General features: G+C 72.6%; 12 protein-coding genes and 2 pseudogenes. 9 read left to right on the top strand and 5 right to left on the bottom strand.

Features of this window, described 5'->3' with window-relative positions:
* Nucleotides 1–640 (bottom strand): annotated as a pseudogene (locus HMPREF3086_RS05440) (hypothetical protein); the annotation flags it as partial.
* A gap of 45 nt (nt 641–685) precedes the next feature.
* On the opposite strand from HMPREF3086_RS05440, the gene HMPREF3086_RS05445 reads away from it, so the two are divergent.
* Nucleotides 686–1,489 (top strand): alpha/beta fold hydrolase, encoded by an 804-nt coding sequence (locus HMPREF3086_RS05445; RefSeq protein WP_061228565.1) that lies wholly within the window; start codon nt 686–688, stop codon nt 1,487–1,489.
* Between the two features lie 39 nt (nt 1,490–1,528).
* Here HMPREF3086_RS05445 and HMPREF3086_RS05450 read toward each other — a convergent pair whose 3' ends face one another.
* Complete coding sequence (locus HMPREF3086_RS05450) at nt 1,529–2,218, bottom strand: DUF981 family protein (RefSeq protein WP_244881672.1); 690 nt, start codon at nt 2,216–2,218, stop codon at nt 1,529–1,531.
* A 183-nt stretch (nt 2,219–2,401) separates the two neighbouring features.
* Here HMPREF3086_RS05450 and nadE point away from each other — a divergent pair.
* Together nadE and HMPREF3086_RS19885 are read left to right on the top strand one after the other, a co-directional pair.
* Nucleotides 2,402–3,220 (top strand): annotated as a pseudogene (gene nadE, locus HMPREF3086_RS19880) (ammonia-dependent NAD(+) synthetase); the annotation flags it as partial.
* Nucleotides 3,221–3,244: 24 nt separating this feature from the next.
* Entirely contained in the window at nt 3,245–3,808 is a 564-nt protein-coding gene (locus HMPREF3086_RS19885; RefSeq protein ID WP_256386777.1) for a cysteine hydrolase family protein, read from the top strand.
* Nucleotides 3,809–3,832: 24 nt separating this feature from the next.
* Here HMPREF3086_RS19885 and HMPREF3086_RS05460 read toward each other — a convergent pair whose 3' ends face one another.
* Entirely contained in the window at nt 3,833–4,465 is a 633-nt protein-coding gene (locus tag HMPREF3086_RS05460; protein WP_061228568.1) for a YdcF family protein, read from the bottom strand.
* Between the two features lie 112 nt (nt 4,466–4,577).
* Between HMPREF3086_RS05460 and HMPREF3086_RS05465 the strand changes: the two genes are divergently transcribed.
* Genes HMPREF3086_RS05465 through tpx form a run of 3 tightly spaced genes read left to right on the top strand, consistent with a single transcriptional unit; the run spans nt 4,578 to nt 6,599 of the window.
* Complete coding sequence (locus tag HMPREF3086_RS05465) at nt 4,578–5,246, top strand: DNA-3-methyladenine glycosylase family protein (RefSeq protein WP_061228569.1); 669 nt, start codon at nt 4,578–4,580, stop codon at nt 5,244–5,246.
* A gap of 10 nt (nt 5,247–5,256) precedes the next feature.
* Nucleotides 5,257–6,060: an adenylate/guanylate cyclase domain-containing protein gene (locus HMPREF3086_RS05470; RefSeq protein WP_070720598.1), complete on the top strand. Its 804-nt coding sequence runs from the start codon at nt 5,257–5,259 to the stop codon at nt 6,058–6,060.
* 41 nt (nt 6,061–6,101) lie between these two features.
* The gene (gene tpx, locus HMPREF3086_RS05475; RefSeq protein ID WP_007631493.1) at nt 6,102–6,599 is read left to right on the top strand and encodes a thiol peroxidase; all 498 of its coding nucleotides are present in this window, start codon (nt 6,102–6,104) and stop codon (nt 6,597–6,599) included.
* A gap of 83 nt (nt 6,600–6,682) precedes the next feature.
* Here tpx and HMPREF3086_RS05480 read toward each other — a convergent pair whose 3' ends face one another.
* Nucleotides 6,683–7,246, bottom strand: a complete 564-nt coding sequence (locus HMPREF3086_RS05480) for an NADPH-dependent FMN reductase (protein WP_061228570.1) — start codon at nt 7,244–7,246, stop codon at nt 6,683–6,685.
* 66 nt (nt 7,247–7,312) lie between these two features.
* Entirely contained in the window at nt 7,313–8,122 is an 810-nt protein-coding gene (locus HMPREF3086_RS05485) for a hotdog fold thioesterase (protein WP_061228571.1), read from the bottom strand.
* 85 nt (nt 8,123–8,207) lie between these two features.
* Between HMPREF3086_RS05485 and HMPREF3086_RS05490 the strand changes: the two genes are divergently transcribed.
* Genes HMPREF3086_RS05490 through HMPREF3086_RS05500 form a run of 3 tightly spaced genes read left to right on the top strand, consistent with a single transcriptional unit; the run spans nt 8,208 to nt 11,844 of the window.
* Nucleotides 8,208–9,674 (top strand): sensor histidine kinase, encoded by a 1,467-nt coding sequence (locus tag HMPREF3086_RS05490; RefSeq protein ID WP_061228572.1) that lies wholly within the window; start codon nt 8,208–8,210, stop codon nt 9,672–9,674.
* 11 nt (nt 9,675–9,685) lie between these two features.
* Complete coding sequence (locus HMPREF3086_RS05495) at nt 9,686–11,098, top strand: sensor histidine kinase (protein WP_061228573.1); 1,413 nt, start codon at nt 9,686–9,688, stop codon at nt 11,096–11,098.
* Entirely contained in the window at nt 11,095–11,844 is a 750-nt protein-coding gene (locus HMPREF3086_RS05500; protein ID WP_061228574.1) for a response regulator, read from the top strand. The genes HMPREF3086_RS05495 and HMPREF3086_RS05500 overlap by 4 nt, the downstream gene beginning before the upstream one ends.
* The last annotated feature ends 157 nt before the right edge of the window (nt 11,845–12,001 follow it).

Consider the following 12,001-nt stretch of genomic DNA (forward strand, 5'->3'; position numbering starts at 1 on the left):
CCGCCGGCGGCAGGCGCGCGGCGGGCTCGCGGCCGCGGGCCAGGTCGTCCAGGCCGGAGCAGAGGTCGCGCATCACCACCAGCAGCGACCACGCGTCGACGTGGCTGTGGTCGAACCCGATCACCACCACCGGCCGCTCCCGCGGATCGGTTGGCTGCACCAGGCACAGCGCGTGCGCCGGCCGGGCGAACGGACTGCACGCCTCGTCGAAGACCCGCCGGACCACCGCCCTCGGGTCCTCACCCGGCCCCGTCCGCGGGACCCGCCAGCCGAGCGGCTGCACGGTCACCGGCCGCAGGCGGAGCTCGTCGTCGACCTCGTCGTCGTCACCTCCCCCGTGACCCACGCCGCGCCCGGCCCCGTCCCGGCCGCGGCGACCCCCGCCCTCGAGCACCGTGCGCAGGGTCCCGTGCCGCTCGATGACCCCCAGCCACGCGCGGGCCACCAGGTCGCGGTCGGCCGCCGGCGGCAGGGTGAACGCCAGCGCCATCCACGACCCCGCGCGCGGCCCGAGCGAGGCGTGCCGCGCCTGGTCGAACGACGGCGGCAGATCGGCGTCCTGAGCTGGACTGATCTTCGTCACATACCGGTGGACGACGCCGTCCGGCAGCTCCATCCGGGTTACCGTGGTGAGCCTCATGGCCCGCACGGTAGGGCCGCCGTGTTACGGGGAAAGGCGCGAAGTGTGACGACGACGAGACGGGCGGACACCCCGCCCGGCGGGGACGGACACGCGCTGGCCCGGGACCGCAGGGGCACCGGCCTTCCGGTGGTGCAACTGCACGGGCTCAGCTCGAGCCGGCGCCGCGACGAGGTGTTCGGGCTCGATCTCACGGCGGGCCGCGACGGTCTGCAGGTGGTCCGCTACGACGCCCGCGGACACGGCGAGTCGCCCGGCACCACAGATCCCGACGACTACACGTGGCCCGCGCTGGCCCGCGACCTGCTGGCGCTGCTCGACGAGGAGTTCCCGGGCCGGCGCGTGCACGGGGTGGGGCAGTCGATGGGCTCGGCCACGCTCCTCACCGCCGCGGCCGCCGAGCCGGACCGGTTCGCCTCTCTCACGCTGGGCATCCCGCCGACGGTGTGGGGGTGGCGGCGTGAGCAGTCCCGCCTGTACGACCTCGCCGCGCGGCAGGTGGCCCGGTGGGGCGGCGCGCGGTGGTCTGAGCTGACGAGGACGCTGCCGACCTCGCCGGCGATCGACCCGGACCGGCCACACACCGCCCCAGACGTGCGCGACGAGTGGCTGCCCGCGGCGTTCCGGGGCGCGGCGGCGACCGACCTGCCGCCGGAGGAGCAGATCGGGCGGCTGCGGATGCCGGTGCTGCTGCTGGCGTGGCCGCAGGACGCCTCCCACCCGCTCGAGGTGGCCGAGCACCTGCTGGAGCTGCTGCCGGACGCCCGGCTCGAGGTCGCCCGCTCCCCGGAAGAAGTGGCCGACTGGCCGCGGCTGGTGGGGCGCTTCATCGGTCGGTCCGCCCACTGACCCGAACGGCTCGTCCGGGTCTCACATCCTGCTGACGTCTCACATCGTGTTGACCACCAACCCGATGTGGGAATAGAAGTTCAGGGCCCCGAAGAGCAACCAGATGACCCCGGAGACCGCCCAGCACCACCCGATGATGCCCGCGGCCACACCGCCGTCGAGCCCACGGGCGATCCGCCCGGAGGCGAACGGTGTGAGCAGCGCGCCGACACCGATCACGGCATAGAGGGAGGAGATGAAGATCGCCTCGACCATCGGCCATTGGGCGAAGAAGCCGGCAACGGGCTCCTGCGGCGGTGCCGCGAAGAGCTGGTAGACGACACCGGCGAGGGCGATGGCGAGCATAGCCAGCCCGAGACCCACGACGAAGATCGTCAGCGGCCGCGAGTCGCCCGCCACCTCGCGCGCGGTCACACCGACCACGCGCTTAGACCACAGGTACACCGCCGCGGCCAGCAGGAGTACGCCCAGTTCGAGACTCGGCTCGCCGAAGATGATGTTGTCGAATGCGAACCCACCGGCGGCGAGCGGCCAGGTCAACGACATATGCAGGCCGGTGGTCGTGAGGATCAGGCCCAGGACGCCGAAGTTCAGGGCCCAGCCGGTGACGCTGACGTCCGCGGCGTCCGCGCGGACCGCCCGGAAGAACAGCACCAGCCCCAGCAGGGCCGCGCCGACCGCGACGGCCATCACCGTGTTGTACGTCGGCATGGCCGTCCAGTCGATCATGCCCGGCGTTTCCACACCTCGGAAGAAGTCGCCTACCGAATCCTGCGTTTCCATAGTGCTCCCTTCACGGCCTCGGGGTCCGGGTAGCGTTCACCGAGCCACTATCCATCCACGCTCATCGACGGGCAAGGCTCGTCCGGCCTCCGGTGGCGCGCCGCCGCGGCGCATCCACACAATGGGGCCATGCGTGAACTTCAGAGGACGATCATCGACCACCTCGGGGTGAAGCCCGAGATCGACCCGGCCGCCGAGGTCGACCGTCGGGTGCGGTTCCTCGTGGACTACCTGCGGGCGAGCGGCGCCAAAGGGTACGTGCTGGGACTGTCCGGCGGGGTGGACTCGACACTGGCCGGTCGTCTGGCCCAGCTCGCGGTGGAGCGGATCCGCGCGGAGGGCGGGGACGCGGTGTTCGTCGGGATGCGCCTGCCCTACCGCGTGCAGCACGACGAGGCCGACGCCGTCGCGGCCGTGGAGTTCGTCGACGCAGACGAGGCCGTCACCGTCAACGTGGCGCCCGGCGTCGATGCGCTCAACGGCGAGATCGCCCGGGCCACCGGCGCAGAGCTGACGGACTTCACCAAGGGCAACGCCAAGGCCCGCCACCGCATGGTCGCCCAGTACGCCCTCGCCGGGGACCGCGGGCTGCTCGTGATCGGCGCCGACCACGCCGCCGAGAACGTCACGGGCTTCTTCACCAAGTTCGGCGACGGCGCCGCCGACGTCCTCCCGCTGTCGGGCCTGAACAAGCGGCAGGGGCGCGCGCTGCTGCGACACCTCGGTGCGCCCGAACAGCTGTGGAACAAGGTGCCCACCGCCGACCTCCTCGACGAGAACGAGGGGCGGACCGACGAGGACGAGCTGGGCCTGCGGTACGACGACATCGACGACTACCTCGAGGGCCGCGACGTGCCCGAGCAGGTCGCCGAGACCATCGAGTCGGTGTGGCAGCGCAACCGCCACAAGCGCACCACCCCGGTGGAGGTGTCCGATACCTGGTGGCGTCCGGGCGAGCAGACCGCGCTCGTGGTGATCGACATGCAGAATTCGTACTTCGAGTTCCCCGACCTCGCCTCCGTGCGCGACGAGCTGGTGGCCTCGGTCAACGAGCTCATCGAGGCCGCGCACGAGTCCGGCCGCCCGGTGGTGCTGGTGCGCACCGAGCACGCCCGGGACGGGTCCACGTGGACCCTCAACATGTGCGAGGACGGCCAGGGCTTCGCCTACCCCGGCACCGAGCAGGCGCAGTTCCTCGACGAGCTGGTCACCGGGAACCACATCGAGGTGGTGAAGACCCGCGACAGCGCCTTCTTCCGCACCGACCTCAATGCGCGGCTCGCGCACCTGGGCGTGGACCACCTGCTGGTGTGCGGGGTGTCGACGCACAGCTGCGTGGCGCAGACCGCGATCGACGGGTTCGCCGAGAACCTGCACGTCGCGATCGCCCGTGGCGCGATCTCGTCGGACAACTCGGAGCTGTCCGAGGCGCTACTCGACTTCTGCGCGGACCAGATGCGCCAGCCGATCGTCGACCAGCAGGCGAGCCTGGAGCTGCTGCGGACCGGCGCGTGGCCGGAGTCCGACTCCGACTAGCGCCCGGCCGGGCGGCGCCGCCGGTCAGCCCCGCGCGACGACGCCGGTGATCGGGATGCGCCCGCCCACGGCCTGACGGAAGTTGAGCACCGCGCGCTTGACGTGGTCGCCCGTAGTGACCACGACCGCGCCGGTGGTGCCGCGGTCGCGGAAGATCCGGTCGGTGAACTGGGCGTTCTGCACCGTGGAGTTGGAGTTGCCCTCCTCGGTGATCCGCAGCGGCGAGATGCCGGCGCCGCGGAGCCAGTCGCCCATCGCGCGCGCCTCGGTGCGCCCGTTCTGCGGCACGCCACCGGTGACGATGATGCGGGCCGTCGGGTACTCCTGAGCCAGCCGGTAGCCGGTGCGCAGCCGCTCCTCGAGCACGGGGCGGATGCCGCCGTCGGGGAAGAGGCCGGCGCCCAGGATCACGATGTCGGTCGTGAAGGGGTTGATGGTGAGCATCGCCGGGTCGTCGGAGGTGAGCACCTCGAAGTCGCCACACAGCGGCAGCAGCGAGGCGTCGACCTGCTGGCAGCCGAGCGACGTCAGCCCGCTGTACAGCGCGACCGGTGTGGGCATCTCGGCCGATCCGGCGGATGCGGTGCCGGCCCCGGCTCCGAGCGCCAGCGCGCCGGCGGCCGCGATCGCGGCGAGACGCGTGTGTGTTCTACGCACGAGAATGTTCCTCTCCCAAGCAGTGTCGTGACCGAATGGTTATCGCGGATCACGGGGCCGCCGTTACCCGTAGCACAAGGCGGTCACGACGTCGCCGCGTACCCTGCACGGCATGCCGGAAGGATACGACAGAGTAACGGCCGCGCGGTACCTCCACGATGCTGATCCGGAGCTCGGTGCGCACATCGCCGTGGTGGGACCGTGCACGCTCACCCCCACCCCGGATGCGGGGCCGCACACGCTGTTCGACCGCCTGGCCTCGTCGATCCTCTCCCAGCAGCTGTCGGTCAGGGCCGCCGCGACGATCGCCGGGCGGCTTCGTGAGCGCGCCACGAGCGCCGGTCAGCTCGACCCCGTCCGGGTGGCCGCCCTGTCGGACGAGGAGCTGCGGGCGTGCGGCATCTCGCGGCCCAAGGTGGCCGCCCTGCGGGATCTCGCCGATGCGGTGGGCACCGGTCGGGTCCCGTCCCTCGCCGCGTTGAGGGAGTACGACGACGACGAGGTCATCGCCTCCCTGACGACCGTCCGCGGGATCGGCCGGTGGACCGCGGAGATGCAGTTGATCTTCCTGTTGGACAGACCCGACGTCTTCCCCGTGGCGGATGTCGGGGTCCGGCGCGGCTTCGAGCGGGTGCTGGGCCTCGACGAGAAGGCCTCCCCCGACCTCATGCTCGAACGGGCGCGGCTGTGGGCCCCGTACCGGTCGGTGGCGTCCTGGTACCTGTGGCGCGCGGTCGACCAGACGGGCGAGTCGGTGCCCGCCACGTCCGCGGCGTCCTAGGCTCGGGCGCATGGCGAACCTCTACTGGGAGCGGACGCGGGCGGCGGCGGCCCGCGCCGCGGCGAGGGCGCGGGAGGTCAACCGGAATCCCACCTCGGTCGAGCTGCTGCGCCGCGCCCGGCGGGCCCTGCCCGGCGACGCGGGTTTCGGTGACCCGCTCTCGGCCGCGGGCCGCGACAGCGCGGGCACGATCGCGCGGCTGGCCGGGCGACTGTTCGAGGAGCAGCCCACCGCGAGTCGCGAGGTGACGCTCGGCGGACTACAGGTGTGGCACTCCCTGCGCGAACGCACCGGTCGCGCCGGTGTCGGCGCCAAGGTGACGATCGTGTTCACCGACATCGTCGGGTTCTCCGACTGGGCGATGCGCGTCGGTGACGAGGAGTCGCTGCTCCTGCTGCGCCGGGTCGCCGCGGCCACCGAACCCGAGGTGCTGGAGCACCGCGGGACCGTCGTCAAGCGGCTCGGTGACGGCCTCATGGCGGCCTTCCCGTCGCCTCAGCTCGCGCTCGACGCGGTGGGGGCGTGCCTCGCCGGGGTGGCCGGGGTCGAGGTGGCCGGGTGGCGTCCGCGTCTGCGGGTCGGCGTGCACACCGGGCGGCCGCGCAGGATCGGCGGCGACTACCTGGGCATGGACGTGAACATCGCCGCGCGGCTCGCGGAGAAGGCGGGCGCCGGGGAGATCCTCGTCAGCGAGGTCACGCGCGCCGGACTGGATCCGGCCCGGGTCGCGACGCGCCCCAAGCGCGGTTTCCGGTGGGGCGGGGTCAAAGGTGTGCCCGAGGAGATCGCCGTCCACGTCGCGACGCCGCGCTGACCGGCCACCCGTCGGCCGGGGGCGTCCGGTAGAACGGACACATGGCAACCACCGCATTCAAGGGCAATCCCGTCACGACCTCCGGCGAGCTCCCGGCCGTCGGCTCCACCGCTCCGGCGTTCGAGCTGGTCGGCACCGACCTCGGCCCGGTCACCTCCGAGTCGCTGGCCGGCAAGAAGCTCATCCTCAACATCTTCCCGAGCGTGGACACCGGCGTGTGCGCGCAGTCGGTGCGCACCTTCCACGAGAAGGCCAGCGGCCTGGACGACACCGTGGTCGTCAACATCTCGGCCGACCTGCCGTTCGCGCACAAGCGCTTCTGCGCCGCCGAGGACATCGAGAACGCCACCGCGGGGTCGACGTTCCGTAGCGACTTCGCCTCCGACTACGGCGTCAAGATGACCGACGGCCCGATGGCCGGACTGTGCGCCCGCTCGGTCGTCGTGGTCGACGCCGAGGGCAAGGTCGTCCACACCCAGCTCGTCGACGAGATCACCACCGAGCCGGACTACGACTCCGCGCTCGCCGCCGTGAACTGACGGCTCCCCGACGCGAACGCCCGCGGCCCGCCCCCGTATCTCTCAGGGGGCGGGCCGCGGTGTCTGCATCAGCGCGGGATCACTCAGGCGCCCGCGTCCACCAGCGCGAATCGCCGCGTGGCCTCCTCGAGCTGGTCGAACAGGGTCGCGATCTCCTCGGTGCGCCGCTCCGCGGGCCGGACGCCCTCGGGGCCGAACTCGGTGAACAGGCTCAGCGAGATCTGCTGACGCACGCCGAACATGCGGAAGTTGGCCACTATCTGCCGCCAGTGCTCGACCGCGCGCACACCACCCTCGGCACCGTAGGAGACGAACGCGACGGGCTTGTCGGCCCACTCGTTCCCGAGCGAGTCGAAGGCGTTCTTCAGACCGCCGGGGACGCTGTGGTTGTACTCGGGGGTCACAAAGACGAAGGCGTCGTAGGAGTCGATGGCCGAGCTCCAGCGCTGGACCCGCTCGTCCTCGTACTGCTTGTTCGCCGCGCCCGGCACGGTGGCCGAGGTCAGCAGGGGGATGTCGAAGGACTTGAGATCGACGAGCTCATAGGTCGCGTCCTGCCGGTCGCGGGCCTGCTGCGCGACCCACTCGGCCACGGACTTGCCGGTCCGCTCCTCGCGGATGCTGCCCAGGATGATGCCGATCTTCATGCGTCCCCTCTCGTCGTACGGACTGATTCTTACCCGTCCATACTACGTGAGTGACGTGACAACGACTTACCGGCGGCCATAGACCGTGACCGTCGCCACCGCGCACACCCGGCCCCGCTCGTCCCGCGTCGTGACCTGCGAGATCCCCCAGCTCCGACCGTCGTGCAGCACCTCGGCGCGGACCGTCACCGGCTGCACCAGCGGGATCTGCCGCACGTACCGCACGTCCAGCGAGGAGGAGCTGACGTCGCGCTCGTGCGAGAAGACCGCGGCGCCGACGACCTCCGCGGCCGCCGCGAACACGCCCCCGTGCAGATTGCCCAGGGGGTTGGCGAGCGTCGGCTCCGGCGCGATGACGCCCTCCACCACGCGGCCGCCGTCCCCGTCGCCCCGCTCGCTCAACGTCAGACACAGCACCTCGGCCAGCGTCCCCGGCTCGAGCGCGGACGGCCACGGCGGCTCGTCGTCATATCCCTCCGCGTCCACGCCCGCCGCGAACTCCATGGTCTTGACCAGTCCCGAGGCGATCACCTCGCCGTCGTCGTCGACGACCTCACCGCGCGTGGTGAGGCAGTGACCGTCGTGCCCCAGGTGGTCCGCGCGGATCCCCAGGCCGGTCGAGCCCTCCCGCGGCGCGCCGATCAGATCCAGGCGCAGCTCGGTGGTGACGGTCCACTTCCCGCTGGGGCGGCGGCGGTGGTTCTCCGCGCCGAGCCCCGAGTCCACCAGCACGGCCAGGCCGCCGGTGGCGAAGCGGCCGGACGGGTCGACGAACTGGTCCGAGACCGGCTGGTGCCAGCTCACCGTGCCGTCCGGGTTCTCACTGAACGTCAGGCCGAGGCGGGGCTCGGGGCCGTTGTGCTGCGATTCTCTCACCCGGCGACGCTAACACGTGTTCTAGTCGCGCCCCCGGCCCGCGTTCCCGCCCGTCCGGGCCCCCGGCGCACCGCACAATGGAGACGTGCCCCTGACCCCCGAGTCCCTGACGACCCCCCGCCGCTGGCCCATCCGGGTCGCCACGACGGTGATCGCCACCGCGATCGTCATGCTGGTGCTGGCCCTTGCGGCGGGCGGTGCCTGGCTGTTGCTGCGCTCGGCGGTGCACGGCGCGATCGACTCGGCGGCGCGCGACCGCGCGGTCGACGTGGCGAACAGGCTGGCCGCCCGCGGCCCGCAGGCCTCCCTCGAACTGGTCTCCGAACCGCTGTCCGGCGTGGACCTGGTGCGCATCGTCGCCCCCGACGGCCGCGTCCTCGCCGGCCAGGTCACCCGCGGGCTCGAGACCGTCCCCGCCCTGCCCGTCCCGGCTCCCGGCGAGATCCTCCGCCGCCAGGTCGACGCCCCCGACGGCACCGACCTGCGGGTCACGTCCGTCGGCGTGGACATGCGCGGGGTGACGCTGGCCGTGGACGTGGGCACCGACAGCGACCGGTACGACACCGTCCTGGCCGCCGGCGCGGTGCTCTTCCTGTCGTTCGTGCCCGTCGCCGGGCTCGCGACCGCCGGGTTCGTCTACTACGCCATGGGCCGGGTGCTGCGGCCGGTCGAGTCGATCCGCACCCGCGTCGCCGAGATCTCCGTCTCCGGCCGCGGCGAGCGGGTGCCGGTGCCGGAGGCCGAGGACGAGATCGCGCGCCTGGCCCGCACCATGAACGAGATGCTCGCCCGCCTCGACGCGGCCCGCACGGCCCAGGTGGCCTTCGTCGGCGACGCCTCCCACGAGCTGCGAAGCCCACTGTCCACGCTGTCCACCATGCTCGAGCTGGCCTCCACCTCCGGCACCCCGGTGGACGTCGAGACCGTCAACGAACTGCTCCTGCCGGAGGTGGAGCGGATGCGCGCGATGGTCGAGGACCTGCTCCTGCTCGCCAAGAGCGACGAGCGTGGAATGCCATTGCGGCGCGACGACGTGGACCTCGACGACGTCGTCCTGTCGGAAGCCGCGCGCCTGCGCGGCCTCGCCGGCCCCGGTGACGCGGGAGGACTCGAGGTGGCGGTCTCGGTCGAGCCCGCGCGACTGGTGGGCGACCCCGACGCCCTCCAACGCGTCGTGCGCAACCTCGTCGACAACGCCCGCCGACACGCACGCGAGCGCGTGTCGCTGCGCCTCACCGTCGACCGGTCCGGTACCGGAGCCCCGCGCGCCGTGATCATCGTCGACGACGACGGCGAGGGCGTCCCCCCCGACCAGCGGAAATCGGTGTTCGATCGCTTCGCCCGCCTGGACGCGGACCGCGCGAGGGGCACGGGCGGGTCGGGGCTGGGCCTGGCGATCGTCTCCGAGATCACGCGGACCCACGGCGGCTCGGTGCGGGCGGAGGACGCGCCCGGCGGCGGCGCGCGGTTCGTCGTCGAGCTGCCGGTCGAGCCGCTGGACGAGCCGGGAGACGAACCGGACGGCGAGCAGGGCCGCCCGGCCACCCGATAGGCTCACTTCTCGTGCTGGACCGTCTGAACCGCCTGTTCGACGCCGAGGACGCATGGATCCGCCCCCTGCCGGAGCACTACCTCCGCGCCGACGCGGTCCTCGCCCTGGTGGTGTTCGCGTGCTCGGCGGTCGGCGTGGAGATCCTGCGGAGCATGGGCGTCCTGGCCGACGAGAGCGCGCCGGTGTGGGCTCAGTACCTCGCCATGGCGAGCGTGGCGGCCCTGCTGGCGGTCCGCCGCCGCTTCCCGCTCACGACCGGTCTTGGCGCGACTGCGCACCTGTTGCTGATCGGCAGCGTCATGCCCCTGGTGATGGGCCAGGTCTCGCAGCAGGTGCTGTACTTCGTCGCGGTGTACTCGGCGGTCGCCTGGGCCCGCGACCGGCGGGCCCTCATCGGCGTCGCCGCGGGCATCACCGCCGCCCTGGCGGTGTGGATGGTCTGGTACACCGCCCTGGGTTCGGGGATGCAGCAGATACTCGACGCCGTGGACGACGTCGACCGCTCGAGCGGCCTCCTCCCGCCGGTCCCCGCCTATCTCCTGTACACCGTGCTGATCAACATCGCCTACTTCGGCGGGGCGACCGCGCTCGGCATCGCCTCATGGCGCGGCGCCCGCCGTCGGCACGACCTCGCGGAGCAGGCCCGGACGATCGAGGAGCAGGCAGAGGCCCTGCGGGATCGGGCCGTGGTGGAGGAGCGTCTACGCATCGCCCGCGAGCTGCACGACGTGATCGCCCACCACGTCGCGGCGATCGGGGTCCAGGCCGCCGCCGCGCGCCGTGTCATGGACCGTGATCCCGACTCCGCCGCGGGCGCTCTGCGCACGATCGAGGACTCCTCGCGCTCGGCTGTCGCGGAGATGCGGGCCCTCCTCGGCGCCCTCCGGTCCGACGACCCGGGGTCCCGCTCCGAGGGCGACGCGTCCCGGCCGACGGCTGAGCCGTCCCGGCCGACGGGCGAGGCGTCCCGGTCCGCCGGTCACGGGCTCGCGGACGTCGCGCGGTTGGCCGCCTCCCACGACACGGCCGGCTTCTCCACCACCGTCTCCGTGGCCGCCGACGCCGGGCATCCGCTCGAGGAGGTCCCGCCCATCATCGGCCTGTCCCTGTACCGGACGGCCCAGGAGGCACTGGCCAACGTCCGGCGCCACTCCACCGCCAACCGTGCCGGTGTCGTGCTGCGTACCGGGGAGGGCCCTGACCGCACCCCGTACGCGGAAGTCGAGGTCCTCGACGACGGGCGGCCGCGCACCGGGACCTCGGGCAGCGGTCTCGGCCTGCTCGGGATGCGGGAACGGGTCCGCTCGCACGGCGGGGAGTGCGAGATCGGCCCGCGGGTGACCGGCGGCTACCGCGTCCGCGTGCGGCTGCCGTACCGGCCGGACACCGACGGCAACGGGACCTGCAACGGCGACGGGGAATGACCATGCCCGGGACGAACGACCGACCTCGCGCCGGCGGCGACCACACCGACGAGGAAGGCCGCGGCGGCGTGCTCCGTGTGCTCGTCGTGGACGATCAGTCGCTCATGCGCTCCGGGTTCTCGATGATGCTCGGCGTCGAGCCGGACATCGACGTCGTCGGCGACGCGGCGGACGGTGCGACGGCGATCGAGAAGTGCCGCCGCCTCCGTCCGGACGTCGTGCTGATGGACGTCCAGATGCCGGGAACCGACGGCATCGCCGCCACGGAGATCATCACCGGCGAGCACCTGGCCAAGGTCCTCATCCTCACCACCTTCGACCGGGACGACTACCTGTTCGACGCCCTGCGGGCCGGCGCGAGCGGCTTCCTGCTCAAGAACTCCGACCCCGACGACCTCGTCGACGGTATCCGTGCGGTGGGCCACGGCCACGCCCTGCTCGCGCCCGAGGTCACGCGCCGGGTCATCGAGCGTCTGGCTGCCCCGCCCCCGACCGACGACGCCCCGGATGCCGAGCCGCCAAGGTCGCGCGCGTCCGCGCTCGCCGTGCTCACCGCACGCGAGACCGAGGTACTGCGCCTGGTCGCGCGGGGGCTGTCCAACGCCGAGATCGCCGACGAACTGGTGGTGGGCGAGGCGACGGTCAAGACCCACGTGTCGTCCTGCCTGGCCAAGCTCCACCTGCGCGACCGCGTCCAGGCGGTGGTCCTGGCCTACGAGGTCGGCCTGGTCCACCCCGGCGACTGAGCCCGCCCGGTCCCTTCCCCTCGAGGCCACCCTCTTCCTGACGCCGCCCTCCCCCTCGAGGAGGAGATCTCTCCGCCGCCGTCCGCGTCAGATCATCCCGTGGGCTGATCCGCCGACGTGCGACCCGGGCCTAGGAGCATGGGTCAGTAATGGCTCG

The organism is Dietzia sp. HMSC21D01 (assembly GCF_001815995.1).
GTDB classification, from domain to species: domain Bacteria; phylum Actinomycetota; class Actinomycetes; order Mycobacteriales; family Mycobacteriaceae; genus Dietzia; species Dietzia cinnamea.